Source organism: Alistipes sp., from assembly GCF_048465575.1.
GTDB lineage: Bacteria > Bacteroidota > Bacteroidia > Bacteroidales > Rikenellaceae > Alistipes.
Genome location: NZ_DBFWLG010000026.1, coordinates 18,949 through 43,170 on the forward strand (window position 1 = coordinate 18,949; position 24,222 = coordinate 43,170).

Annotated in this window: 24 protein-coding genes; 12 read left to right on the forward strand and 12 right to left on the reverse strand. The window is 62.3% G+C overall.

Going from position 1 to position 24,222, the window contains the following annotated elements; genetic code table 11:
- Window positions 1–77: 77 nt before the first annotated feature.
- Window positions 78–1,031: a DUF4396 domain-containing protein gene (locus ACMQ11_RS07725; protein WP_418992187.1), complete on the forward strand. Its 954-nt coding sequence runs from the start codon at window positions 78–80 to the stop codon at window positions 1,029–1,031.
- Between the two features lie 4 nt (window positions 1,032–1,035).
- On the opposite strand, the gene ACMQ11_RS07730 is transcribed toward ACMQ11_RS07725, so the two are convergent.
- The 5 genes from ACMQ11_RS07730 to ACMQ11_RS07750 all read right to left on the reverse strand — a co-directional run bounded on the left by ACMQ11_RS07730 (window position 1,036) and on the right by ACMQ11_RS07750 (window position 6,518).
- Window positions 1,036–1,944, reverse strand: coding sequence for a DMT family transporter (locus ACMQ11_RS07730; protein WP_418992188.1), 909 nt, complete (start codon window positions 1,942–1,944; stop codon window positions 1,036–1,038).
- Window position 1,945: 1 nt separating this feature from the next.
- On the reverse strand, window positions 1,946–2,521 hold the full coding sequence (locus tag ACMQ11_RS07735) for a LemA family protein (protein ID WP_418992189.1): 576 nt from the start codon (window positions 2,519–2,521) through the stop codon (window positions 1,946–1,948).
- A 25-nt stretch (window positions 2,522–2,546) separates the two neighbouring features.
- Window positions 2,547–3,455 (reverse strand): TPM domain-containing protein, encoded by a 909-nt coding sequence (locus ACMQ11_RS07740; protein WP_418992190.1) that lies wholly within the window; start codon window positions 3,453–3,455, stop codon window positions 2,547–2,549.
- Between the two features lie 100 nt (window positions 3,456–3,555).
- A complete protein-coding gene (locus ACMQ11_RS07745; RefSeq protein ID WP_418992191.1) occupies window positions 3,556–5,100 on the reverse strand; it encodes a hypothetical protein in 1,545 nt (514 codons plus the stop codon).
- Between the two features lie 143 nt (window positions 5,101–5,243).
- A complete protein-coding gene (locus ACMQ11_RS07750; protein WP_418992192.1) occupies window positions 5,244–6,518 on the reverse strand; it encodes an alpha-amylase family glycosyl hydrolase in 1,275 nt (424 codons plus the stop codon).
- A gap of 239 nt (window positions 6,519–6,757) precedes the next feature.
- Between ACMQ11_RS07750 and ACMQ11_RS07755 the strand changes: the two genes are divergently transcribed.
- Genes ACMQ11_RS07755 through ACMQ11_RS07765 form a run of 3 tightly spaced genes read left to right on the forward strand, consistent with a single transcriptional unit; the run spans window position 6,758 to window position 10,408 of the window.
- Complete coding sequence (locus ACMQ11_RS07755) at window positions 6,758–7,549, forward strand: polysaccharide biosynthesis/export family protein (protein ID WP_418992193.1); 792 nt, start codon at window positions 6,758–6,760, stop codon at window positions 7,547–7,549.
- A 10-nt stretch (window positions 7,550–7,559) separates the two neighbouring features.
- Window positions 7,560–10,019 (forward strand): GumC family protein, encoded by a 2,460-nt coding sequence (locus ACMQ11_RS07760; protein ID WP_418992194.1) that lies wholly within the window; start codon window positions 7,560–7,562, stop codon window positions 10,017–10,019.
- Entirely contained in the window at window positions 10,019–10,408 is a 390-nt protein-coding gene (locus tag ACMQ11_RS07765; RefSeq protein ID WP_418992195.1) for a hypothetical protein, read from the forward strand. The genes ACMQ11_RS07760 and ACMQ11_RS07765 overlap by 1 nt, the downstream gene beginning before the upstream one ends.
- A 527-nt stretch (window positions 10,409–10,935) precedes the next feature.
- Here ACMQ11_RS07765 and ACMQ11_RS07770 read toward each other — a convergent pair.
- A complete protein-coding gene (locus ACMQ11_RS07770; RefSeq protein ID WP_418992196.1) occupies window positions 10,936–11,847 on the reverse strand; it encodes a nucleotidyltransferase family protein in 912 nt (303 codons plus the stop codon).
- 162 nt (window positions 11,848–12,009) lie between these two features.
- Between ACMQ11_RS07770 and ACMQ11_RS07775 the strand changes: the two genes are divergently transcribed.
- From ACMQ11_RS07775 to ACMQ11_RS07810, 8 genes are read left to right on the forward strand one after another with little or no spacing between them, the layout of a single operon-like run.
- Entirely contained in the window at window positions 12,010–12,879 is an 870-nt protein-coding gene (locus tag ACMQ11_RS07775; RefSeq protein WP_418992197.1) for a murein hydrolase activator EnvC family protein, read from the forward strand.
- A 5-nt stretch (window positions 12,880–12,884) separates the two neighbouring features.
- Entirely contained in the window at window positions 12,885–14,036 is a 1,152-nt protein-coding gene (locus tag ACMQ11_RS07780; RefSeq protein WP_418992198.1) for a 1-deoxy-D-xylulose-5-phosphate reductoisomerase, read from the forward strand.
- Between the two features lie 12 nt (window positions 14,037–14,048).
- On the forward strand, window positions 14,049–15,365 hold the full coding sequence (gene rseP, locus ACMQ11_RS07785; protein ID WP_418992199.1) for an RIP metalloprotease RseP: 1,317 nt from the start codon (window positions 14,049–14,051) through the stop codon (window positions 15,363–15,365).
- Between the two features lie 10 nt (window positions 15,366–15,375).
- Window positions 15,376–16,002 (forward strand): lactate utilization protein, encoded by a 627-nt coding sequence (locus tag ACMQ11_RS07790; RefSeq protein ID WP_418992200.1) that lies wholly within the window; start codon window positions 15,376–15,378, stop codon window positions 16,000–16,002.
- 2 nt (window positions 16,003–16,004) lie between these two features.
- Complete coding sequence (locus ACMQ11_RS07795) at window positions 16,005–16,529, forward strand: hypothetical protein (protein ID WP_418992201.1); 525 nt, start codon at window positions 16,005–16,007, stop codon at window positions 16,527–16,529.
- 1 nt (window position 16,530) lies between these two features.
- Window positions 16,531–17,898: a DNA repair protein RadA gene (gene radA, locus ACMQ11_RS07800; protein ID WP_418992202.1), complete on the forward strand. Its 1,368-nt coding sequence runs from the start codon at window positions 16,531–16,533 to the stop codon at window positions 17,896–17,898.
- Between the two features lie 32 nt (window positions 17,899–17,930).
- A complete protein-coding gene (locus ACMQ11_RS07805; protein WP_418992203.1) occupies window positions 17,931–18,896 on the forward strand; it encodes a GDP-mannose 4,6-dehydratase in 966 nt (321 codons plus the stop codon).
- A gap of 23 nt (window positions 18,897–18,919) precedes the next feature.
- Window positions 18,920–19,246 (forward strand): thioredoxin family protein, encoded by a 327-nt coding sequence (locus tag ACMQ11_RS07810; RefSeq protein WP_418992204.1) that lies wholly within the window; start codon window positions 18,920–18,922, stop codon window positions 19,244–19,246.
- 96 nt (window positions 19,247–19,342) lie between these two features.
- Here ACMQ11_RS07810 and ACMQ11_RS07815 read toward each other — a convergent pair whose 3' ends face one another.
- The 6 genes from ACMQ11_RS07815 to ACMQ11_RS07840 all read right to left on the reverse strand — a co-directional run bounded on the left by ACMQ11_RS07815 (window position 19,343) and on the right by ACMQ11_RS07840 (window position 24,219).
- Complete coding sequence (locus ACMQ11_RS07815; RefSeq protein WP_418992205.1) at window positions 19,343–20,005, reverse strand: DNA alkylation repair protein; 663 nt, start codon at window positions 20,003–20,005, stop codon at window positions 19,343–19,345.
- Window positions 20,006–20,014: 9 nt separating this feature from the next.
- Window positions 20,015–20,914: a DUF4831 family protein gene (locus ACMQ11_RS07820; RefSeq protein WP_418992206.1), complete on the reverse strand. Its 900-nt coding sequence runs from the start codon at window positions 20,912–20,914 to the stop codon at window positions 20,015–20,017.
- Between the two features lie 54 nt (window positions 20,915–20,968).
- Window positions 20,969–21,625, reverse strand: a complete 657-nt coding sequence (locus tag ACMQ11_RS07825) for a tRNA1(Val) (adenine(37)-N6)-methyltransferase (protein WP_418992207.1) — start codon at window positions 21,623–21,625, stop codon at window positions 20,969–20,971.
- Window positions 21,626–21,714: 89 nt separating this feature from the next.
- The gene (locus ACMQ11_RS07830; protein WP_418992208.1) at window positions 21,715–22,494 is read right to left on the reverse strand and encodes a TIGR02757 family protein; all 780 of its coding nucleotides are present in this window, start codon (window positions 22,492–22,494) and stop codon (window positions 21,715–21,717) included.
- A complete protein-coding gene (locus tag ACMQ11_RS07835; protein ID WP_418992209.1) occupies window positions 22,478–23,128 on the reverse strand; it encodes an ABC transporter ATP-binding protein in 651 nt (216 codons plus the stop codon). Before ACMQ11_RS07835 ends, ACMQ11_RS07830 begins: the two co-directional genes overlap by 17 nt.
- The gene (locus ACMQ11_RS07840) at window positions 23,125–24,219 is read right to left on the reverse strand and encodes a hypothetical protein (RefSeq protein WP_418992210.1); all 1,095 of its coding nucleotides are present in this window, start codon (window positions 24,217–24,219) and stop codon (window positions 23,125–23,127) included. Before ACMQ11_RS07840 ends, ACMQ11_RS07835 begins: the two co-directional genes overlap by 4 nt.
- Window positions 24,220–24,222: the final 3 nt, after the last annotated feature.

Here is a 24,222-nt window from a genome sequence, read left to right on the forward strand (position 1 = left end):
GTCACGGCGGACACAATGGACTACCCCGCCGCCCGAACGGTACGCGAATTGCTGCATGGGAGAAAAAACGCTCTTCCATGCAGCAATTCCCTTATATCGCCGCCGTATTCCTGCTGATCGGCGTCGGCTCGGCGCTGGTTATCGCCGCCGACCTGCGCTCGTGCCGCCAGCCGATGCGCATCATGAACTGGGTTTGGATTCTGACAGGGCTGTGGGCCGGGGTATTCGCCCTGAAAGCCTACTACGCTTTCGGGCGGGCACGGCGGTGCAATCTCGCCGAGCGGGAAAAGCGCGAGGGAACCGCAGCGCACGAGACCTCGCACGCCGGGACTGCGGACCGAACAAGGTCCGCACATGAGTCGGGAGCGATGACGACGCATGCACAGACCGCGGCCGGACAGATGGACTCTATGGACATGGAGGGCATGAGAAGCGAGCGGACGGCCGTACGGAAAGAGACGATGGCTGGAATAGAGATGCCGGGAACGGAAATACAGGGGATGGACATGCAGGGGACGAACATGTCCGGAATGGACATGCCGGGAATGAACATGCCGGGAATGGAGCCATCCTCCGCCAAACCCCGCTGGCAGTCGGTCGTGCTTTCGACGCTCCACTGCGGAGCGGGGTGTACGCTGGCCGATCTGTTGGGCGAGTGGTTCCTCTATTTCGTACCCGTGGCCATAGGCGGCAGTCTGGTGGCCGGATCGTGGGTCGTCGACTACCTCCTGGCGCTCGTTTTCGGTATCGGATTCCAGTACGCCGCCATCCGCGGCATGGAGCCGAAGACGCCGCGCTCGGAGGTCGTGCGGCGCGCCGCCAAGGCCGACATACTGTCGCTCACGGCGTGGCAGGCGGGCATGTATGGCTGGATGGCCGTGGTGATCTTCGTATTGAACGGCGGCGCGATGCTGCCCCGCACCTCCCTCACCTTTTGGTTCATGATGCAGATCGCCATGGCGTTCGGATTCGTGGTCTCGCTGCCGGTGAACGTGCTGCTCATCCGCAAGGGGATCAAGCACGCCATGTGATGCGTCAGCGTGCGCGGTGGAAGCGGAAATGGGGCCGATGCAGCGATTTCCCGGCAATGATGAGCGTAACGGCCGTCAGAATCAACATTACCCCCAGCACGATGCGGGGCGTGAGCCGTTCGCCGAAGACCGCTACACCGAAGAAGAGAGCCGTGACGGGTTCCAGCGCCCCCAGAATCGCCGTGGGAGTGGAGCCGATGAGCCGGATCGCCGCAGCCATCGCAACCAGCGACACGATGGTCGGAAACAGCGCCAGCGAGAGGGCGTCTATCCAGAGTCCGGGCGCGGGCACGACTTGCAGATCGGTGCAGAACCGCAGCCGCACGACATAGAGCACCAGTCCGAAGAGCAGGGCATAGAAAGTCAGTTTCGCCGTGGAGAGGTCGCGCAGCGACGAGCGGTTGACCCCCACGATATAAATGGCGTAGCAGAGCGACGAGAAAAAGACCAGGACCACACCCCAAAGGCTCAGCGACTGGCCGTCTCCGCTTTGACACAGCAGCGCAACCCCGGTGAAAGCCACCAGGATGGAGAGAACCGTTGTACGCGAGGTCCGCTCGTGAAATCCCACGGCCATGATGACGGCCACCAGCACCGGATAGAGGAAGAGAATGGTCGAAGCCACGCCTGCATCCATGTGGCGGTAGCTCTCGAAGAGCAGCAGCGACGAGGTGGAGAAGAGCAGTCCCATCGCCGCCAGCGGCAGTAAATCACCCCGTCGCAACGCAAACGACTCGCGGCGGAAGAGCATCAGCGCTCCGAGCATCGCCACGGCCAGCACATAGCGGTAGAAGAGCACCGAATCGGTCGTCATGCCCGCGCGGTAGAGGGGCAGCGTGAAGAGCGGATTCAGTCCATAGCAGGCGGCGGCTGCGGCGCCCAGCACGTAGCCGCGGGTTTTGGCGGAGGCCACCTCAGAACTGCACCGTCGGGGCGGTTGCGGCGCCCTCCGAAGATTCGAAATAGGGCTTCTGATCGAAGCCGAAGAGCTTGGCGACCAGGTTGGCCGGGAAACGCCGGACCGCTACGTTGTACGCACGCGCCACGTTGTTGTACTCCTTGCGGGCTACGGCGATCCGGTTCTCGGTGCCCTCGAGCTGCGCCTGAAGCTCCAGGAAATTCTGGTTGGCTTTCAGGTCGGGGTAGCTCTCCGAAATTGCCAGAAGACGCCCCAGGGCCGAACGCACCTCTGCCTGCGCCTGCTGGAACTCGGCCAGCCGCTCGGGCGTGAGGTCTTCGACCGTGAGGTTGATCGACGTGGCGCGCGCTCGCGCTTCGGTGACGCTTTCGAGCGTACGGGTTTCGTGCTCGGCATAGCCCTTGACGGTGTTGACCAGGTTGGGAATCAGGTCTGCGCGCCGCTGGTACTGCGTCTCGACATTCGCCCAGGCCGTGTTAAGCCCCTCCTCCCGGTTGACAAAACCGTTGTACGTCGCGTAGAAGAAGATCGCAACCACGACCGCTACGCCTATCCAAATCCATTTTTTCATATCCTGATTGTTTAACTTTTGCTGTTTACCACCTCGATCCCGCGCCGCCACCGCCGAACGATCCGCCGCCGAAGCCGCCGCCCCTCGAGCCGCCGAACCCGCCAAAACCGCGGCCACCGCCGAGGATCATGCCTCCGCCCCGGCCGCCGCCCAGTCCGTTGTCGCGGCCCGTCTTTCCCTTGCGCGTGAGCGTGTAGCCGCACTTGCGGCAGACATAAGTATATTCAACCAGGTCGTAGTGCGGCCCCTTTTCCAGGACGCGCTGCGAGTCGAGTTCGAGGGCCAGCGACTTGCACCGCGGACAGCGCTTGTTATGGACGTAGAGCAGAAAGAGCACGCCCAGCGGAATGACCATGAAGCCCAGGACGATCAGAAAGACCGTCCAGGCCGGCAGGTCGTCCGTGGCCTCGTCCGCCACGCCGAGGTCGAGCTCGCTGCCCTCGAGCAGCTGCGCCACGGCCGTCATGCCCGCCACCATGCCGGCGCTGTAATCGCCCCGGCGGAAATCGGGGAGCATGTAGCGGGTCTGTATCCGTTTGGAAAGGGCATCGGTCAAGACACCCTCCAGACCGCCGCCCGTGACGAAGCGAATCTCACGCAGATCCTTGACCAGCAGTACGCCCAGGCCGTTGTTGTCCCGCGCGCGACCGACGCCCCATGCCGAGAAAAGGTCGATGGCGAACGAGAAAGGATCGCCGCCGGCAATGTCGTCGACGGCCACCACAGCCACCTGGGCGATCCCCTGCGTGCGCAGGGCGCCGCAAAGCGAGTCGATGCGCGCCACGGCCCACGCCGAGAGGATGCCGTCGGGATTGGAAACGTAGCGCGTGCGGTCCCCGAGCTGGACATTGGGCACCTCGTCCACCCGGTAAGTGCGCGCAAGCGCTGCCGAAAACGGCAGCAGCAGCAAACAAACGATCAGCAATCTTCTCATAGGCTCGGCAAACTTACGAAAATTACCAGAAAAAATTACGCCAAAGTCAATTTGTTTCTTTCCTTTGAAATCCCTGTTCAGAAAAGCATCCTTTTCCTTATCACACATAATGGGGATTAAGCTGGAACGTCTTTACGATAATCGATTCCGGAGAACCGTCTTTGGGAGTGACTTTCAATGTAAAACGCACCCCAAAATCCAAGGACGGCATTTCCTCGTCAAAGAAAGTAGATCCGCGAATGGACCAGTACGGCATGGTCGGATTTATGAGCACCCGTTCCTGATCCTCAACGACGATAAGATCCTGCTTTTCAATTGTTACATCGGCAATCTGCAACACTACGGGATTGAAGATCAAAAATTCGGAAAAGTCGATGGATTCGGGCATATATAACGTTTCATAGGTCACAAGCAGCATTTGTCCCGAATCGAACGGTTCATCCGGTTCCCATTGTTCCCTGTAATCGCATCGTAAATCCAACGAGGGTTTAGCCGTGAGATTGACTACACCCAACGGTTTGTTGTAATATGGAACAAAGCCGTACGCATCCGCGGAAATATCGGTTCCGGGCACCCATAAAGCAGTCGGGCTGGACGGAAACGATCCTCCGGAGGTAATGGAACCGGTCAGTTCGATGGTCGTTTTCATGGTCAGATTTACCGGAACAGCGGTCACTCCGGATCCTCCGAAAATTCCGCTGAGGAATTTAATGACGACACCCGGAAAGTCCGAGACAGAGGTGGTCAAAGCCTTGGAAATTCCCGAAGAGATATCTTTGAAAACGGCATTGGGAAGTCCCAGCGAATTTTCACCCGTTGATTCATTGATCGTATTATCTGCGACCCAATTCTTGCCCACCCCGGCCAGCACGCCCGCTCCTGCCGTCTGAAACAGGTTTATCAGGGATGAATTGGAACCGGACGTCGAAGCCCCGATGATTCCGTTAATCGAGCCTTGTTGCTGTCCTCCCAGATTCATTTCCTGGACATCGTAGTATTTCAGTGACCACCTCAGATTGATCAGGTCGTTCGTCAACTCAGTCGTATTCGGATCGTAGGCCAATTCATACTGCATCATATACCATTTGTTCGTAGACAACGGGAAATTGCCATCCGATTTAGGCTGCAACTGAGTATAAGCCGTTTTATATAGAGACACATCGATCATGTCGTCTCCCATAAAATTCAATAGCGATGTCTTCGCACCTTCGACTGCAATGCAATCTTCGATATAAGTAGAGGTAGCCACGAATTGGGTAGTCAGGTAAATAAAAATCCGCATGATCCCCCTGTATTTATTATAAAGAATAAAATAGGGATTTTGCAAAGGACCCCGAGCATTGGGATCGAATGTACTGTACAACAATTCCCAACCGTGTTTGGACTTGTGGTCATTGATTACGTCCAGACCGCAACTCAAAGCCCCCTGTCCGATCCAGGGAGTAGTAATTTGAGATTGGCCCGCAGGCGTAGGCATCCAGTCGACATGTTCCCAATCGAAATAAAAAGTTGATACGGAGCGTGTCAACAGGATTTTACCTGCATCTTGTTCTTCCGTCTCTTGAGTAGGTTCGGTAATAGAAACCGGGAGATCGTTGCAGGAGGTCAACGGAAGAATCAACAAAGTGAAGAAAAAACTTTTCATATTTCACAGATATAAAATTTCACAATCGTAAAATCCATTCCCATGTGTCAAATATACGAAAAGTATTTTGCTTTTTTCTGTTTGCAAATAATATTAGTGAAATCCCAAATCCGGGGTAAAGGCTTACGAAATAGACGCCATGATTACCGCCTGAGGATGCGGTAGCTCCAGGGCGCCATGATCTCGTCGACATGGCCGCGCAGTTCGTAGGGCGCACCCGTCAGGGCGTCGGTGTACATGCCGGCGTAGATGCCCGTGTAATAGTCGGTCTGGATGGTCCAGGGCGAGAGGTTCAGTTGCGCGACGACGCGGTTGCCCCCGACCTCGCGGACCAGCGTCATCAGGCAGTCCTCGGCGTTGTTGCGCAGTTCGATCATCTCGCCGCCCCGCTCGCCGGCGGCAAGAGCCGGATTGGCGTGGCGCATGGCGGCCAGCCGGCGGTAGAAATCCGTAAACGAATTGGTCCGGTAGGCGGGAATCGGGTCGCGGTCGAAGAACGCGAAAGAGTGGTCGTAGCCGATTTCCTGACCCGTATAGATCAGCGGCAGCCCGCGCGGCACGACGAACGTGAAGACGGCCATGATCTCGCGGGCGTCGCCCATGCGCGTGAACTCCGAGCCGCTCCAGGTGTTCTCGTCGTGGTTGGAGGTGAACGCCAGCCGCATGGCCGAGCGGGGATAGCGTTCGCGGTCGGCGTAGATGTAGTCCCTCAGCGCCGTGACGCGCACCCGCTGCCGGGCCACGTCGTTCAGCAGGTGGTGCATCTGCCAGGCATAGCAGGCGTCGAACGCCCCCTCGTCGAACAGGTTGCGCTCCTCGGCCTCGGCCAGCATGAACAGGTCGCGCTTCACGCGGCGCAGGCGGGGCACCGTGCGGTTCCAGAACGCCACGGGGACCAGCATCGCCATGTCGCAGCGGAAGCCGTCCACGTCGTGCTCCCGAAGCCAGAACTCCATCGCTTCGGCCTGTGCCTCCCACACCTCGGGGTTCGCGTAATCGAGCTTGGCCGTGTCGCTCCAGTCCCACGGCACGAGCGGCTCGCCCGCGGCGTCGCGCTCGTACCACGCGGGCTGTTCGGCTACCCACCTCGCGTCGCGCGAGGTGTGGTTGGTCACCCAGTCCAGCAGAACGCGGATGCCCAAGCGGTGGGCCCGGGCGACGAAATCGTCGAAATCGGCCATCGTGCCCAACTCGGAATTCACGGCGCAGTAGTCGCGGATGGAGTAGTAGGAGCCCAGGCTCCCCTTGCGGTCGCGCTCGCCGATGGGATAGACGGGCATGAGCCACACAGCGTCGATACCCAACTCTTTCAGCGAGGGCAGAAAAGCCGCAGCGGCCCGCAGCGTGCCCTCGGGCGTCAACTGACGCACGTTCATCTCATACAGTACGGCCTGGTAGCTCCACTCGGGATGAATCATAAAATTAATGATGAAGTTAAAAATTAAAAATTCCATATCCGACTCCGGTTCCGGACCATCCGGCCACCGGACAAATGCGGGTTTCGGCCGCCAAATGTACGACTTTTTCCCCTAAATGCCGCACCGGGCGACACAAACCGCAACAAACCGAACCGAAGAGGGCAAAACGACCCGGCAAACGGTTTTAAGTTTTGCGAAATAATTACTATCTTTGCACGCAATTATCAAGCCTTGACCAAATGAAGCAGTTCCGACTATTCGCCATCCTGGCTGCGGCCGCCTTTCTGTGCTCGTGCGCAGCGCAGAAGCGGGTCTGGTACCTCCAGGACGCCCAACCCTATACCCCCGAACAGATCGCCCGCAACGGCCAGATCCGCATCAAGCCCCTCGACCGGCTGACGATCGTGGTCAACAGCAAAGACCCCGAGCTGGCCGTGCCGTTCAACTCCTCGTCGTCGTTCACCTCCCTGTCGGGAACCACCACGTCAGCGAGCGGTTCGTCGTCGCTTCAGATCTTCACGGTGGATGAGAACGGCACGATCGACATGCCCGTCATCGGAAAGGTCGAGGCCAAGGGGTCGACCCGAAGCGAACTGGGCCGGATCATCGCAGAGAAGATCGCGGCCGGAGGCTACATCAACGACCCCACGGTCAATGTCGAATTCGCCGACCTGAAAATCTCGGTTCTCGGCGAGGTGGCGCACCCCGGACAGTTCGACATCAAACGCGACCGCGTCACTATCTTCGACGCCCTGGCCATGGCCGGCGACCTGACGGTCTACGGCGTGCGCAACGAGGTGGCTGTCACGCGCGAGGCGGACGGGGTGCGGACCATTGAGTACGTCGACCTCACGTCCAAGGAGATTTTCAACTCCCCGGCTTTCTACCTCCAGCAGAACGACGTGGTCTACGTCAAGCCCAACAAGTACAAGGCACAGTCGGGCGAGATCAGCCAGAACCGCAATTTCTACCTCTCGCTCGTCGGCACGGCGATCTCCGTGGCCACGCTCATCATCACCCTCACCAAATAGTCCGCCCGACATGACCGAACAGCCACTCAATCCGCAACACCCTCTCGAAGAGGAAGAAACCGCGGGCGCCATCACGCTCCACGACATCATCCAGCTGGTCATCGCCAACTGGTTCTGGTTCGTACTTTCGGTACTCCTGTGCCTCGGCATCGCCTATTTCTACCTGGCCCGGACTCCCAAAATCTACACCCGCACGGCCACCATCCTCGTCAAGGACAGCCGCAAGGGCGGCGACACCGAAATCGCGGCGTTCAGCGACCTGGCCGGGTTCCAGAATCGCCGCAACGTGGACAACGAAATCTACATCCTCCAGTCGCGGCGCCTGATGGGCGAGGTGGTCAAACGGCTCAACCTGACGGTCAACTACTCCGTCCGCGAACGGCTGCGCGACCGCGACCTCTACGGCTGTTCGCCCCTGGAGGTCGATTTCATCAACGACAACGACAACCAGACGCTCTCGATGGAGTTGACACCGCTCGACGAGGAGCGGGTGCGGCTGACCGATTTCTCGGACGCTTTCGTCTCGAAGCAGGAGAGCCGCCGCGTGATCGAGGCGCGCTACGGCGACACGATTTCCTCGCCCGTAGGGCAGCTGGTCGTGCGCAAGACCCTCTACATGACTCCGGCCTACCTCGGCACGCCCGTTACGGTGCGGAAAAATTCGCTGGCGGCTATGACAAGCGCCTACCGCGGTTCGGTGCGGTGCGACGTGCCGAACAAGCAGGCGTCGATCGTCACCGTCTCGATGAACAACACGGTGCCACGGCGCGCAGAGGACGTTATCAACACGCTCGTGGCGGTCTACAACGAAGACGCGATCGAGGACAAGCGCCGCATATCGGTCACCACGGCCGATTTCATCAAGGACCGCCTGGAGGTGATCGGCCGCGAGCTGGGCGACGTCGACCGCAACATCGCAGACCTGAAGAAAGACAACCGGATGATCGACCTGACGTCTCAGGCCGCCCGCAGCGTCGCCGAGAGCTCGCAGTACAAAACCGAAAGCCTTTCGGTCGAGAACCAGATCAACGTCGCGGAGTTCATCCGCTCCTACCTCGACGACCCCGCGCACGCCGGCGAGCTGATCCCGATGATGGCGTCGGTCACCAGCAATGCCATCTCGTCGCAGATCGCCGAGTACAACGAGGCGATCCTGCGGCGCGAGAAGCTGCTGGAGAACAGTTCGGATCGCAGCCCCGTCATCCAGGACCTCGACAACATGCTGGCCTCGGTGCGCCGCTCGATCATCGCTTCGCTCGACTCGCATATCTCGACGCTCGAAATCCAGCGCGACGCCCTGCGCAAGGAGGAGTCGGAGGCCAACGTCCGCATCGCGGCCATGCCCTCGCAGGAGAAAGCCATTCTGGGAATCACCCGCCAGCAGAAGATCAAGGAGGAACTGTTCCTCTACCTCTTGAACAAACAGGAGGAGACGCACCTCAACTACGCCGTCGCCGAGAGCAACTCGCGCATCATCGACACGGCTTACGGCAGCAACGCCCCCGTCTCGCCCAAGACGATGATGATCCTGGGCGTGGCGCTCATCGCCGGTCTGGCCATCCCGTTCGCGCTGCTCTTCCTGATCGGCATGCTCGATACGACCATCCGCAGCCGCAAGGACGTCGAGCACGCCGTCAGCGCGCCTTTCCTGGGAGACATACCCTACTCCGAAACCGAGGCCAAAGAGGGCATCGTCGTTCGGGAAACAGGACGCGACGCATTGTCCGAGGCGTTCCGCATGCTGCGGTCGAACATGACATTCATGAACGTTTCGGCCGGGGACGGAATCCGGTGCGTCTTGTTCACCTCGTCCGATCCCCATGCCGGCAAAACGTTCGTAGCCACCAACCTGGCCATGACATTCGCCATGGCGGGAAAACGGGTGCTGCTCATCGACCTCGACCTGCGCCGGCACGCCCTCTCGACCCAGCTGGGCCACGGCAACAGCCGCAAGGGCATCACGGGTTTCCTGGCGGGGACGGTTCCGGAGGAGGAGCTGATCGCACGCACTAAAATCCACAAGAACCTCGACGTGATCTATGCGGGTATTCAACCGCCCAACCCCACCGAGATGCTCCTGTCGGACAAGCTCGATAAACTCGTCGCCCAACTGCGCACGCAGTACGATTATATTTTTATCGACAGCACGCCCGCCATGGCGGTCGCCGACGCCATCATCACCGACCGCCTCACGGACCTCTGCATCTACATCGTGCGCGAGGGCGTGCTCGACCGGCGGCAGCTGCCCGACATCGAGCGGCTCTACCGCGAAAAAAAGCTCCACAACATGAGTATCGTATTGAACGGCACGCGGATGCGCCGTCATGGCTACGGATATGGCTACGGATATGGATACGGGTATGGTTACGGATACGGTTACACCTACGGCGAAAGCGACGAATACCAGCCGACGAGCTACCGCAAACGGATCGGAAATTTCTTGCGCAAACTATTCCGAATCAAACGATAATGGCTATCCACGACGCATTCATAGCCGTCGATTTCGACGGCACGGTCGTCACGCACGCCTACCCGCAGATCGGCGAGGAGATCGGGGCCGAACCCGTGTTGCGGGAGTTGGTTGCCAACGGCTGCCGGCTGATCCTCTACTCGATGCGCAGCGGCCGGCTCCTGGACGAGGCGGTAGAATGGTTCCGCGAGCGGGAGATCCCGCTCTATGCCGTGAATGCCAACCCCCGGCAGGCGGCGTGGACCTCATCGCCGAAAGTGTATGCCAACCTCTACATCGACGACAGTTCGCTGGGCTGCCCCCTGCGCTTCATCGAGGGGGAGAAGCACCCCGTAGCGGACTGGGTCCGCATCCGCGAACAGCTGGTCCGGGAGGGGTTTCTGGATTAATTCACAATTCAAAATTCACAATTCATAATTATCCGTCTTGCAACCCGTAGCCAGCCGCGGGCGTAAGACCCCGTTCTGAGGGCAGCAGACAGTCTTTCCGCTTTCGAGCCGGTTTTGCACTCCTCCGCCGGAGGTGGCTGCGACTGCCGCTGCCTCGAACCCCGAGCGCAGTCGAGGGGCGATCACCGAGCCCGGTCGAGAGGGGTCGCAGGGCAAGGTGAAAGATTCTCGATCCCGAACGCAGTCGAGGGGTCGCAGGGCAAACACCCAGCGGAAGATTCCTCGCATGCGTTTGGAATGAAAAGAATCGATCGGCGACCCCTCGATGTTGCTCGGGGGTCGAGGACACTTTTCACCTTTCACTTTTCACTCGTTTGCACCCATCCACCGGGGTCAGGGATCGAAACAGTGACGCAGGCAATGAGAGGAGCAAAAAGAAATGTCATTCCTCGCTAACGCGCAGAATGACATTCCTTTTGTGTCCGGAAAAATTATGAATTGTGAATTCTGAATTGTGAATTCATGATTTACTCCCAGAGTTTTTCCGGGTATTTGCCCTCGTCGATCATCCGGCGGATGGCGGCCATCAGGGCGGGTTTGTCCTCCTTGTAGGTGACGCCGTGCCACTGGGCCGCGGAGCGGAGCACACGCAGCGAAGCCGTGCCGTCGCCGATCAGGCGGTTGACCATCGTGGGGATGTAGAACTCGGCCTTGATATTCTCCTTGTTGGCTTCGTACCACGTGCGGAAATAGGCCTCCGAATAGGCGAAATAGTCGGGCGTGAAGCCGAAGAGGTTCATCGAGACGGGCGTGTCTTCGGCCAGCGGTTCGTCCGCACCGCCGTCGTGGAAGACGATCCGCCCGTCGGACATCCGCTCGATCTGCGTGCGCTCGACCATCGACACCAGATTGCCCTCGGCATCCACCGCGCAGACGCCCCGCGACACGGTGCCGTTCTCCGAGAGCGTGCGGTTCAGGTCGTAGGCGACCATGCAGTAGCGGTTCCGGGAGCCGTCGAGCTGCGCAAGGTAGTCGCCGATGGCCTTGTAAGCTTCGGCGCCGTAAAAGTCGTCGGCGTTGATGACGGCGAACGGCTCCCGAACGACCCCGGCTGCCATCATCACGGCATGGTTGGTACCCCAGGGTTTTACACGTCCCGCGGGGACCGTAAGGCCCTCGGGCAGGTAGTCCAGCTCCTGAAAGACGAACTCCACGGCGATGCGTCCGCCGAAGCGTTCCGGGGTGAAGATTTCGCGGAACTCCTTTTCGAAAGAGTGGCGGATGACGAAGACGACCTTGCCGAAGCCGGCACGGATCGCGTCGTAGACCGAATAGTCGATGATGGCCTCGTTGTGGGGGCCCACTCCGTCCATCTGCTTCAAAGAGCCGTAGCGCGAACCCATGCCCGCGGCGAGGACCAGTAATGTCGGTTTAACCATACTTTTTAGCTGTTTTATGCGTTGAGTCGTAGTGACCACAAAGTTAAAAAATTCGGAGCGATCCGCAAAGGATTTCTGCAAAATTGGCTATCTTTGTGCAAATGTACCGGGCCGCTGCAAACGGTGCGCCCGTCCGGAATGTCGACCGCATTTTCGAAAAAAATGGAATTTCTGAAAAAAACCGAGGCCCGGTGGCGCGGATTCTTCCGCAAGCGCCGCTTCAACATGCTCAACGCCACGGACCGCACCGAGGAGTGGCACGTCCACCTCTCGCCCGCGGGTATCGTGGCGGCGCTGGTGTCGTTCGTGCTGCTGCTCTTCATCCTCGTGCTGACGCTGGTGGCCTACACCCCGGTGCTGGAGTTCCTGCCCGGCTACCGCACCGAGGCCGACCGCTCGCGCGAGAATCTGGTACAGAGCATCATCCGACTCGACTCGATGGAGCGCATGATGAACGACATGATGACCTACAACGACAACATCGCCCTGATTCTGGAGGGCAAGAGCCCCGTGGCGCGCACGATTCCCTCGTCGGACAGCACGCGCGCGAGCAAGGTGCTGGTGATGCCCTCGGCCGAGGATTCGCTTCTGAGGGCGCAGATGGAGGGCGACGGCCCCTATGCCATCACGGGGCGCAGCGCGGCGTCGCGCCGTTCGCTGCGCGAGTCGATGGAGCTGGTGACGCCCGTCGAGGGGATCATCACCGAGCGGTTCGACATCCGCGAGGGGCGCTTCGGGGTGCGCATCGCGGCCGCCGCGAGCGACCGCGTGACGGCCATCGACAACGGCACGGTAATCCAGAGCCTCTGGACCCCCGATTCCGGCTGGGTCATCCTCGTTCAACACGGGGGCAATCTGGTCTCGATCTACAAGAACCTCTCGCAGTCGCTCGTCACCACGGGGCAGACCATCCGCTCGGGCGAACTGGTCGGCTACAACGCCGAGGCCTCGGACGGCGAGGTCCGCCTTTTCGAATTCGAACTCTGGAACAACGGCAAGCCCGTCGACCCGGAGGGATACATCGTTTTCTGATGCACATGAAACAGCGAATAGCCCTGCTCGGTTCGACCGGCTCCATCGGCGTGCAAACGCTCGACATCGTGCGCGAAAATCCCGGCCGTTTCGAGGTGCGCGTCCTTACGGCCTGTAAAAACTGGGAGCGGCTCGCCGCGCAGGCCCGCGCGTTCGACGCCGACACGGCGGTCATCGCCGACAAACGCTTCTACCAGCCGCTGCGCGATGCGCTCGCCGGGACCGACACCAAGGTCTACGCCGGCGAGGAGGCCGTGGCGCAGGTGGCCGCCGGAGGCGATACGGACGTGGTGGTCAATGCGCTGGTCGGTTATGCGGGGCTGGCCCCGACGGTCGCAGCCCTCTCCAAGGGCAAGAAGCTCGCTTTGGCCAACAAGGAGTCGCTCGTGGTGGGGGGCGAGCATGTCATGCGCCTGAGCGCCGAGCACCGGGCGCCGATCCTGCCCGTCGATTCGGAGCACTCGGCGATCTTCCAGTGCTTGCAGGGCGAGCGGGCGCCCGTGCGGCGGCTGCTCATAACGTGCAGCGGCGGTGCCCTGCGCGACCTCCCGCGCGAGGAGTTGGCCCATGTCACCGTCGAGCAGGCGCTGCGCCACCCGCAATGGTCGATGGGCGCCAAGATCACCATCGACTCCTCGACTCTGGTGAATAAGGGGTTCGAGGTGATCGAAGCCCACTGGCTCTTCGGCACCCCGGCTTCGAAGATCGATGTGCTGCTCCATCCCGAATCGATCGTCCACTCGATGGTCGAGTTCGAGGACGGTGCCGTCAAGGCGCAGCTGGGTTCGCCCGACATGCGCCTGCCGATCAGCTACGCGCTGCTCTACCCGGACCGGGCCGACCGGCCGGGCGAACGCTTCGATTTCCTGCAACACCCCTCGCTGACGTTCTCGGCGGTGGACCGCGCAAAGTACCCCGCACTTGATCTGGCTTACGACTGCCTCGCGCGCGGCGGCACGGCGGCCTGCACGATGAACGCCGCCAACGAGGTCGCCGTAGGGGCGTTCCTCGCCCGCCGCTGCGCCTGGACCGACATCGTGCGCACAATCGAACACGCCCTCGCACACACCTCTTTCACGGCCGCTCCCTCCCTGGACGACTATGCCAGGTCCGACGCCGAGGCGCGAACGCAGGCCGCGGCTTTTCTATCCCTGTAACCAATTTTCAAGATGGACATACTTATCAAAATCATTCAGTTCTTCCTCTGCTTCACCATCCTGATCGGCATTCACGAGATGGGGCATTTCATCATGGCACGGGTGTTCCGCATCCGCGTCGAGAAATTCTACATCTTTTTCGATCCGTGGTTCTCGCTCTTCAAGTTCCGGCGCGGCAATACCGAGTACGGGCTGGGCTGGCTCCCCTTGGGCGGGTACGTCAAGATCGCCGGCATGATCGACGAGTCGATGGACAAGGAGTACCAGAAACAGGCCGTGCAGCCCTGGGAGTTCCGGGCCAAGCCGGCCTGGCAGCGCTTTCTGGTGATGATCGCCGGCGTGGTGATGAACGTCCTGCTGGCCGTGGTGATCTATTGCGGCATCTGCTACACGTGGGGCGACACCTATTTCTCGAACGCCGACGCCCGCTGGGGCTACAATTTCAATGAGTCTGGGCACCGCCTGGGCTTCCACGACGGCGACCGCATCCTCCGGGTGGACGGCGAGGAGGTGGACAACATCAACGAAATAGTCAATGCGCTGATTCTAACCGAGGGCGACCGCAAGGTGGTCGTCGAGCGCGGAGGCGAGCAGGTGGCGCTGACGCTGCCCCTGGGCGAATTGATCGCCATGCGGCAGGAGAAAGGCTACGAAGATTTTCTCTCGCTGCGCATCCCCTTTCTGATCGACAGCGTGGTCTACGATACGGCCTCGGCTCTGCGCCCGGGCGACGAGGTGGTGGCTATCAATGAGTTGCAGGACGCGGAATATCCCGTCTACCAGCAGTATCTCAAGGCACATGCCGGGCAGCAGGTCCTGCTCACGGTGCTGCGGGCGGACGGCAGGACAGAGGAGCTGACGGTTCCCGTCTCGGACGAGGGCCGCATCGGCGTGGTCGCCGCCTCGCCCTACACCCTGCGCACGCAGCACTACACGTTCTGGGAATCGATCCCGGCCGGTATCCGCAAGACGGGACAGGTGATCTCCTCCTATTGGGATCAGCTGAAGATGATCGTGCAGCCCAAGACCAAAATGTACGAGGAGCTGGGCGGCTTCATCGCCATCGGCAGCATCTTCCCCTCGGAGTGGAACTGGGAGGATTTCTGGATGAAGACGGCCTTTCTGTCGATCATCCTGGCGGTGATGAATATCCTGCCGATCCCCGGGCTGGACGGCGGCCACGCCATCTTCACTTTCTGGGAGATGGTCACGCGGCGCAAGGTGAGCGACAAGGTATTGGAGGGGGCGCAGTACGTGGGGCTGGTCATCATCCTTTTCCTGCTGCTCTATGCCAACGGCAACGACATCTACCGCTTCTTCATCAAATAGGGCGCACGCGATGGAAAAGTTGGAAACCTGCGCCGCGGCTCTGCGCCGCCACGGATTCGAAGCGGCGGTCGTAAGCGACACGGCCGAAGCGTTCGCCGTGCTGCGGGCCGCCGTCGAAGCCGAGCGGCCCGGGCTGGTGTCGTACGGCGACTCGATGACCCTGCGCGCGACGGGCATGCTCGACTGGCTCCGCAGCCAGGACGCAATGACGTTCCTGGACGGCTTCGACCCTGCCATGCCGCGCCCCGAGCGGCTCGAAATCCGGCGGCAGGCGCTGATGGCCGACCTCTTTCTGACGGGCGTCAACGCCCTGACGTCGGAAGGCACGCTCCACTGGCTCGACATGGTGGGCAACCGCATCGCCCCCGTGGCGTTCGGGCCCCGCAAGGTGGTGCTGGTCGCGGGCCGCAACAAGATCGTCGCCGACCGAGCCGAGGCCGAGGAGCGCATCCGCCGCATCGCCGCGCCGCAGAACGCGGCACGCCACCCCGACTGGCGCACGCCCTGCATCCGGACGGGCGTCTGCATGGAGTGCAACTCGCCGGACCGCATCTGCAACACGCGGATGGAGATGCTGCGCTGCCACCCCGCGGGCCGGGTGCTGGTGGTATTGATCGACGAAGATTTGGGATTGTAACGATGAAAACACCGCTCTATATCACTCTCCTGCTGTCCTTGGCGGCACCGACGGCCTGCGACGACTCGGAGGTTTACTACACGACGGTCTACCCTGTTGTCCGGGTCGAAGCCGAGGTGACCGTCTCGGCCGCAACTCCCGAACCAGCCGGCGAGGGCGACCCCGAGCCGCCCGAGGACCCGCTCGTCGCCGAGATCCGGGCCGATGTCCTGGCCTCCGCGCCCGTTCGGGCCGGCGGGCGCTATGTCCTCGATTTCGTCGAACACAACGGCGGCCGCCTGACGGTCTACCCCGATGCGGAAGAGGCGCCGATCGCGGGATCGTTCCTCAAGATACCCGGACAGACCGATCTGCAATTCCTCTTCGGGGAGAACGACTACACCTGCGCCGTCACGACCTACGCCGCCCAGGAGGGGCAGCGGGCGCTGCTGAGCGTGACGCTGACCGAACACTACCGGGCGCTCTACCCCGATGCAGGCGTCACGCGCGTCGTGCGCCGCGAATACACCACACACGACCGTTACTGATATGGCAAAGGTCAAAAAGGCATTTTTCTGCAAGAACTGCGGCTTCGAAGCTCCCAAGTGGCTGGGGCGCTGCCCCTCGTGCGGCGAGTGGAACTCGTTCACGGAGGAGATCGTCGCCCGCGAGAGCGGCTCGGTGCCCGCCGCGGTGGCCGGGGCGCTGCCCGCAGCCAAGCCCCAGCGCGTGCGCGACATCGTTCAAAGCGAGCACCGCCGCCTCGACCTGGGCAATACGGAGGTCAACCGCGTGCTGGGCGGCGGCATGGTTCCCGGCTCGCTCGTACTCATCGGCGGCGAACCGGGGATCGGCAAGTCGACCCTCTCGCTGCAAATCGCGCTGGCGGCCAACGGCCTGAAGACGCTCTACGTCTCGGGCGAGGAGTCGGCCGAGCAGATCAAGATGCGGGCCTCGCGCATCGGCATCGGCAACGACGAGTGCTTGGTCTATCCCGAGACCCTGCTTGAGAACATCGTGGCACAGATCGCCCACGAACAGCCCGATCTGGTGGTCGTCGACTCGATCCAGACCATCTATACCGACCTCTTGGACTCCTCGGCGGGCAGCGTGTCGCAGATACGCGAATGCGCGGCGACGCTTCTCAAATACGCCAAGTCGACCGGCACGTCGATCCTTTTGATCGGCCACATCACCAAGGACGGCACCATCGCGGGGCCGAAGATTCTGGAACACATCGTCGACGTGGTACTCCAGTTCGAGGGCGACAGCAATAACATCTACCGCATCCTGCGCGGCATCAAAAACCGTTTCGGCGCCACATTCGAAATCGGAGTTTTCGAGATGCTCGACACAGGGCTGCGCGGGGTGGACAACCCCTCCGAAATCCTCCTTACTCATTATGAGGAGCCGCTGAGCGGCATCGCCGTAGGGGCTTCGGCCGACGGCATCCGCCCCTATCTGATCGAGGTGCAGGCGCTCGTGAGCGGCGCGGCCTACGGCACGCCCCAGCGTTCGACGACGGGTTACGATGCCCGGCGGATGAACATGCTGCTGGCCGTCGTGGAGAAGCGTCTGGGGCTGAAAATGTTTCAGAAGGATGTTTTTCTGAATTTCGCCGGCGGCTTCCGCGTCGCCGACCCGGGGCTGGACCTGGCGGTGGTGGCGGCCGTGATCTCCTCCTACTACGACCGGCCCGTGGCGGAGGGTGTCTGCTGCGCGGGCGAAATCGGCCTCTCGGGCGAGGTGCGCCCCGCACCCCGCACCGAGCAGCGCATCAGCGAAGCCGCGCGGCTGGGCTTCAGACGGATCATCGTCTCGGGTTACCTCGGCAAAGGCTCCAAGCGGCCCAAAGGCATCGAGGTCGTCACGATAAACAGCATTGCAGAGCTCCCGAAAGCCCTTTTTGTGGAATAGATTTTGCTCTTATTCCCGCAAAAAGGAGTAAGATGCAAAAAAGAATAGTCGTACTGGGCGGCGTGGGGTTCATCGGCACCCACCTGTGTCTGCGTCTGCTGGGCGAGGGGCACGAAGTGTTCTGCGTGGATATCCGCGACGCCGCCAACTCCCCGCTGCTGCGCAACGTCTTGCAGCACCCCTCTTTCCGCTATGTGCACCACAATGTCATCAACCCGTTCGCCATACGCTGCGAGCGGATTTACAACCTCACCTCGCCCTCGATGGTGCGCTACAACAAGGCGCTCCCGGTCGAGACGCTCAAGGTGAGCGTGCTGGGCGCCATCAACTCCCTCGATACGGCCCGTACCGAGCATGCCCGCGTCCTGCTGGCCTCGGCCGGAGACATTTACGGCTCGCTCTTCCGCGACATCGCTTCGGAGCCCGCAGCCTGCTCGACCCACCGGATTCTGGCCGAGGGGAAACGGGCCGCCGAGGCGCTGCACCGCGCCTACCAGGAGGAGTTCGGCGTCGACACGCGCATCGCCCGCATCTACAATACCTACGGCAGCGGCGCCGAGTTGATGGATCAGCGCGTGGTGATGAAGATGATCGTGGCGGCGTTGCAGAACCGCGATATTCAGATCAACGGCAGCGGCGAACAGATGCGCACGTTCTGCTGGGTCGAGGACATCGTGGACGGGCTGGTGCGGCTGATGGAGGCTCCGCCGGCCGATCAGACCCGCATCATCAATTTCGGGAGCAGCCACGAAATTTCGATCCGTGCGCTGGCCGAAAAGATCATCGCCCTGACGGGCAGCAAGTCGGGCATCGTCCATACCGAAGCGCGCTCGGACGACGCTCCGCGCCGGACACCCGATATTTCGGCAGCCCGCCGCGAGTTGGGCTGGGCGCCGCACACCCCGCTCACCGAGGGCCTGCGCCGCACGATCAGCTATGCCGAAAAGGAACTGGCCGACAAGGCCTATGCCGGAATGACATGGGCAGAAATGAATTGAATCAACTTAAAACCATACCGACCATGCAGGATTTCGATAAAATTATCTGGCGCGATGCGCTGACGTTCGTGGATTTCTTCGCCACCTGGTGCGGGCCGTGCCAGATGATGCACCCCGTAATCGACAAATTTCAGGAACAGATGAACGGCCGCGTGGATGTTTACAAGGTGGATATCGACGACCGCGACATGGTCGAGATCATCCGCCGCTACAACATCCAGTCCGTGCCGACGCTCATCTTCTTCCGCCGGGGCGAAATACTCTGGCGCGAAAGCGGCCGGGTGGGTTACGACCACCTGGTCCGGGTGCTCAACGAGTTGGAAAAACGCGAAAAAGTGGGACAGAATTAAGGGAGGCGGAACCCACGGCATGATGGGGATAGGATCCTCGGGGCGTGGGTTTCACGGGTCTCGCAATCCGACAGGCCCCTATCGGGCATCGGACCCTCACGCCTCCAGACGCCAGGCGAGCTCCTCGTGGACGTAGTCTTCGGCAGGGAGCTTTCCCAGAGAGCCGGCTGCGCGGATTACCGCCTGCCGGTTCTCTTCGTTTTGCGCCCCGCAGGCCGCCAGCAGCGCGACGGCGCCCTGCGCCGTAAGGCGGGCGGCCCAGGCGGGCAGCGACGGGTCGACGGCATTGCGGCGAACGGCCTCGACAGTCGGAGCGATCCATGCGGCCGGGCAGCGCGCAGCGCGGGCCCCGGCCATCAGGGCGGCATATTGCAGCAGCGGCGCAGGGTGCGCCAACCAGCGCGGAAAGAGTTCCGCGAGGGATTCCGAGCGGCCGAGGAGTGCAAAAGCGGCCTCTTCGGCCACCTCCGAGTTGACGATCCCCGCGGCCCAGAAATCGAACTCCGCGGCCTCGACACACGCGGGTTCCGCCACGTGCAGCGCCGCCAGGCGCAGCTCGCGCACATCCTGCTCGTAAAGGAATCGGGCGAACGCATGGTCCTCCCCCTCGGCGCGTGCCAGGCGCCGCAGCGTGGGCAGACTCACCCCGTAGTTCAGTCCGTAGGGCTTGCCGCAGACCCGCATCGCATCGGCCACGGCGCCGTTTCGCTCGCGGCGCATCCGGCCGAGCAGCTCGACCATCCGGGAGGTGTGGTCCATCGGCGGCTACTATTTGCGACGCGGCAGCGCCACATCGATCGTGCGGCCGAACTCGAAAATAGGAAGCACCGCGCGGGCGTATTCGCGCCCGCCGGCGATGACCGTGCAGACCGCCGGGTCGGCCACGCGGCACTGCACCACGGCCGGCTCCTTGGGACCGGCTTCGAGACCCGCCGTGGCAGTCGCGCCCGAGGGCTCGATTTGCAGGAGCACCATGTCGCCCGAGAGGTCGTTCTCGGGCAGCAGCCCCACGGCCGGGCTGAAGCGGCAGACGATGTACTGCTTTTTATCCGCCTGCGGGTAGACGGCGTAGCGCCGCGTCTCGGTCGAAACGACCCGTTTTCCCAGGAATAATTCGAGGTAGCTCTGCTCCAGGCGGGCGATTTCCGCGAGTGCGGCGTTCAGCCCCTCGCCGAAGACGTTTTCGCCGGCTTCGCCCGTGATGAGCTCCAGGCGGTGGCGGCGCAGCGAGAAGATCGTATTGGCCGCTGCGCGGGCGGCGTCCTCCAGCGCGGGCGCCGTCATGTCGGTCTTGTCGGGTTGCAGGCGCGCGAATTCGTCCTCGGCGGTGGCGTGCGAGATGACGCGGCGCGATGCTTCGGCCGCCGGAGCGGCGTCGAGGTAGGACTCGCTGTCCAGCAGGGAGATCCGGGCGTCGCGGATCGTCCACGTGGTCTTGTCCGTCAGGGGAGCGCGCACGCCGAGGAATTTCTGGGCGTACCGGGCATAGGGACCGCTGAGGGTCACATCGCGCTCGACCGTCACGTCGACACCGAGCACGGTTCGGGGCTGGCTGACGGTGACACCGTCGGCGCTCTCGACGGCGCCCACGACGGCGATATAGGGATTCTGAGCCAGTACCGCCGCGCCGCACAGCGCCTGCGCGAGGGTCGTAAGGATACGTTTCATGGTCTGCAAATTATTGGTTCGTGCTTCACAAATGTAGCTTATTTTGCGGTGCTATCAAAATTTCAGGTAAAAATCGCGGGTCAGCGCCCGGTAGGCGGGGGTATACTCTTCGTGCCGCCCCGTACTGACGACCAGTTCATCTTGCAGGGTCGCAGCAGGGGCTTCGTCGGGTCGCATCAGTTCGAGGAGCACCCGCTTGGGAGCGCGCCCGGGCGTGGTCCGTACGTCGGTGCGGCGGCTGACGGAGAGGCGGCTCCGGCAGGCGTCGGCGAACCGTCCGGCCTCGGTCGCGGGGAGCACGACGGCGAAGCGGCCGCCCGGAGCCAGCAGTCGCTCGACGGCCGCGCACAGCTCCCCGAAAGGGAGCAGCACGGCGTGGCGCGCGGCCGCGCGGACCGGATCGGGACAAAGGAGCGAATCGACGAAGAATGGCGGGTTCGAAACGATCAGATCGAATGGCGTCCCGGGGTCGAACTCCTGCGCAGGACACTGTACGAATCGAATGCGATCGCTCCAGGGCGAAGCTGCGGCGTTCTCGCGCGCCTGGCTTAGGTCGTCCACGTCGACGCCCGTTACCTCGGCCGCCGGAGCACGCTGGGCCAGCATCAGGGCGATCACCCCGGTGCCGGTACCCACGTCGAGGATGCGCCGGTCCGAGGGACGCACCCCGGCCCAGGCCCCGACGAGCACCCCGTCGGTTCCGACTTTCATCGCGCAACGGTCCTGACAAACCGTGAATTGCTTGAACCGGAACACGAACCTTAATTCTTAATTTTTAATTTTTAATTTTTTAATTACGGTTACCCCCGGTAACCGTCCATGCCCGCCCCGAACAGCGCAAAATCGAAGCGCACGGGGTCGCGGGGATCGAACTCACGCAGCGCCGCGGTGATCTCCTCCACGGCCCTCCAGTCGTTCGTGCGCCGCGCAAGCAACCCCAACGCGCGGCCCGTCTCTCCCGCATGGACGTCCAGCGGCAGGCGGAGAGCCGACATGGGAATACGGGTCCACTCGCCGAAATCGACGCCCCGCTCGTCGCGGCGCACCATCCACCGCAGGTACATGCAGAGCCGCTTGCAGGCCGCGCCCTTTTCAACAGACGAGAGGTGCTTCTCGCAACGCGGGGCGTGCGGCGAGCCGAAAAACTCGCGGCGGAATGCGGCCAGCGTCTCTGGCAGGCTGCCCGCAGCCTCGAAGCGGCTTTCGAAGAAAGCCCCGATACCTCCGTAAAGCGCCATCATCCGGCGCAGCGCCAGCACGAAATCGCGCAAGTCGCCGCCGTTGAACGTCCGGTGGACGAACGATGCGAGCTGCGCCAGTTCCCTCTCCGAGGCGTTGCGCACGAAATCGGCCGGCGCGTCGTCCATCAGGCGCATCAGGCGGTGGCCGCTGCGGACGATCGCCTTGCGGTTGCCCCAGGCGATCGTCGCGGCGAAGAAGCCCGCGACCTCGCGGTCGGCGCGCCCCGTGTAGCGGTGCGGCACCGAAATGGGGTCCTCGGGGATGAATTCGGGGCGGTTGTAGCGGTCGTGGAGCCGCTCGAGCAACTCCCCGAGCCGGGGATCAAAGGATCGTTCCATCCTGCATGGTGATCTTCCGGTCGGCCGTTGCGGCCAGCGACTCGTCGTGTGTCACGATAACGACGGTCTGGCCCAGGCGGTCGCGCAGCTCGAAAAAGAGGCGGTGGATCTCGGCCCGGTTGTGCGAATCGAGGTTGCCCGAGGGTTCGTCGGCCAGCAGCACGGCGGGCGAGTTGATGAGCGCGCGGGCAATGGCCACGCGCTGCTGCTCGCCGCCCGAGAGCTGCGAGGGCTTGTGGTCGCGCCGTGCCGTGAGGTCCATCATGTCGAGCAACTCCGCGGCCCGGCGTTCGACCTCGCGGCGCGGACGGCGGCCGATAAGCCCCGGGATGCAGACGTTCTCCAGGGCCGAGAACTCGGGCAGCAGGTGATGGAACTGGAAGACGAAACCGATGCGTTCGTTGCGGAACCGGGACAACGCCCTGTCGCCAAGGGCCGAGACGTCGGTGCCGTCGATCTCGACCCGTCCGCCGTCGGGCCGCGAAAGCGTACCCATGATTTGCAGCAGCGTGGTCTTTCCTGCGCCGCTGGCGCCCACGATGGCGACCGCCTCGCCCGCGGCGACCTCCAGCGAGACGCCCCGGAGTACCTCCACGTCGCCGAAGCGTTTGCGAATGTCCGTCACCCGTATCATTCGAAGCCGTATTTTTCCCGAATCGCACCGACGGTCCGCTCGATTCCGGCTATGTCGCTTTCGAGGTAGTCGTCGTAGCCGAAAAAGGTTGCCGCATTGCGGACGAAACTCCGGCACATCGCATCCTGGAGGATCGCTTTCCAGGCCCCCGCGGGGTCGTCGACAGGAGCTACCCGCTCTTTTCCGGAGGCGTAGTAGTGTTTGAGTGCATCGAACTTGAACGCGTTGTACTGCGCGACATTCGCAGCGAAGCGGTTTAGCCCTTCGTAGCAACCCAGAATCCGCATGACCAGATCCCGATCCCCGGTCGACGAGAAGAAATCGGAGCCCTTGAGCACCTCGACGGCATCGGTCAGCAGGGCCATCTCCCGCATGGACCACATCGCATTGCAGTACGCGAGCGAATCCCCGGGGATGGCCTCGGCCGCATAACCGTAGCGGCCGAGCATCTCCAGCCCGCGGCGCTCGCAGATCAGTTTTTCCGTGCAGTGCTCCACCTGGCGGCGGTTCTCCCGGAGCTCCTCGACCACCAGCCGCATCACCTCCCGCTCCTGCCGCTTCTGTTTGTAGTGTTCGATCAGCCCCGAACCGAGGAGCGTAATCGCCACGCCGAGGATGACTATTGCGAGCTGCACGAGGTAGTCCGCCCAACTCCGCCCCCCGCCGGTCCGGCCTGCCGCCGGGGAGGTCGGGCGCGCCGTTGCTGCCCGGCCCTTGTCCGCCGGACGGGCACCGCGCTCCGCACGGCGTGCGGAATCGCTCCTGCGGTCGTTCGCCGTCCGGTCGTTTTGGTTCGTCCGTCCGGTGCGGCCCGGCCTTTGCTTGCGTGCGGTGTCGGCCGAAGCGGCACCCGGGGAATCGCTCCCTTGCGCATGCGCGCCGCGCTGCGCGGGCCGGGGCGCCTGTTCGGCTGCCGTTCCCGCCTGTGCACTTTCACCCTGCGCCGGCTTCGGGCGCCGGTTGCGGGAGCGGCGGGCTCGCTGCGAAGCGCCATCCGCTCTTTTTCCGCTCTCCGGGCTTTTCCCGGCTGAGTTCTCCGCCGGCGTCTCCCTGGGAGTCTGCGCGGCGTTATCCTTTTCTTCGTTTGCCATCTC

Bases quoted from the DNA above. Each gene is read 5' to 3' on its own strand.
- ACMQ11_RS07755 (WP_418992193.1), top strand. From the start codon at position 6,758: ATGAAGCAGTTCCGACTATTCGCCATCCTGGCTGCGGCCGCCTTTCTG.
- ACMQ11_RS07750 (WP_418992192.1), bottom strand. From the start codon at position 6,518: ATGATTCATCCCGAGTGGAGCTACCAGGCCGTACTGTATGAGATGAAC.
- ACMQ11_RS07830 (WP_418992208.1), bottom strand. From the start codon at position 22,494: ATGGAACGATCCTTTGATCCCCGGCTCGGGGAGTTGCTCGAGCGGCTC.
- ACMQ11_RS07770 (WP_418992196.1), bottom strand. From the start codon at position 11,847: ATGGTTAAACCGACATTACTGGTCCTCGCCGCGGGCATGGGTTCGCGC.
- rseP (WP_418992199.1), top strand. From the start codon at position 14,049: ATGGACATACTTATCAAAATCATTCAGTTCTTCCTCTGCTTCACCATC.
- ACMQ11_RS07825 (WP_418992207.1), bottom strand. From the start codon at position 21,625: ATGAAAGTCGGAACCGACGGGGTGCTCGTCGGGGCCTGGGCCGGGGTG.
- ACMQ11_RS07810 (WP_418992204.1), top strand. From the start codon at position 18,920: ATGCAGGATTTCGATAAAATTATCTGGCGCGATGCGCTGACGTTCGTG.
- ACMQ11_RS07840 (WP_418992210.1), bottom strand. From the start codon at position 24,219: ATGGCAAACGAAGAAAAGGATAACGCCGCGCAGACTCCCAGGGAGACG.
- ACMQ11_RS07735 (WP_418992189.1), bottom strand. From the start codon at position 2,521: ATGAAAAAATGGATTTGGATAGGCGTAGCGGTCGTGGTTGCGATCTTC.
- ACMQ11_RS07775 (WP_418992197.1), top strand. From the start codon at position 12,010: ATGGAATTTCTGAAAAAAACCGAGGCCCGGTGGCGCGGATTCTTCCGC.
- ACMQ11_RS07820 (WP_418992206.1), bottom strand. From the start codon at position 20,914: ATGAAACGTATCCTTACGACCCTCGCGCAGGCGCTGTGCGGCGCGGCG.
- ACMQ11_RS07780 (WP_418992198.1), top strand. From the start codon at position 12,885: ATGAAACAGCGAATAGCCCTGCTCGGTTCGACCGGCTCCATCGGCGTG.
- ACMQ11_RS07795 (WP_418992201.1), top strand. From the start codon at position 16,005: ATGAAAACACCGCTCTATATCACTCTCCTGCTGTCCTTGGCGGCACCG.
- ACMQ11_RS07725 (WP_418992187.1), top strand. From the start codon at position 78: ATGCAGCAATTCCCTTATATCGCCGCCGTATTCCTGCTGATCGGCGTC.
- ACMQ11_RS07760 (WP_418992194.1), top strand. From the start codon at position 7,560: ATGACCGAACAGCCACTCAATCCGCAACACCCTCTCGAAGAGGAAGAA.
- ACMQ11_RS07835 (WP_418992209.1), bottom strand. From the start codon at position 23,128: ATGATACGGGTGACGGACATTCGCAAACGCTTCGGCGACGTGGAGGTA.
- ACMQ11_RS07815 (WP_418992205.1), bottom strand. From the start codon at position 20,005: ATGGACCACACCTCCCGGATGGTCGAGCTGCTCGGCCGGATGCGCCGC.
- ACMQ11_RS07805 (WP_418992203.1), top strand. From the start codon at position 17,931: ATGCAAAAAAGAATAGTCGTACTGGGCGGCGTGGGGTTCATCGGCACC.
- radA (WP_418992202.1), top strand. From the start codon at position 16,531: ATGGCAAAGGTCAAAAAGGCATTTTTCTGCAAGAACTGCGGCTTCGAA.
- ACMQ11_RS07740 (WP_418992190.1), bottom strand. From the start codon at position 3,455: ATGAGAAGATTGCTGATCGTTTGTTTGCTGCTGCTGCCGTTTTCGGCA.
- ACMQ11_RS07745 (WP_418992191.1), bottom strand. From the start codon at position 5,100: ATGAAAAGTTTTTTCTTCACTTTGTTGATTCTTCCGTTGACCTCCTGC.
- ACMQ11_RS07765 (WP_418992195.1), top strand. From the start codon at position 10,019: ATGGCTATCCACGACGCATTCATAGCCGTCGATTTCGACGGCACGGTC.
- ACMQ11_RS07790 (WP_418992200.1), top strand. From the start codon at position 15,376: ATGGAAAAGTTGGAAACCTGCGCCGCGGCTCTGCGCCGCCACGGATTC.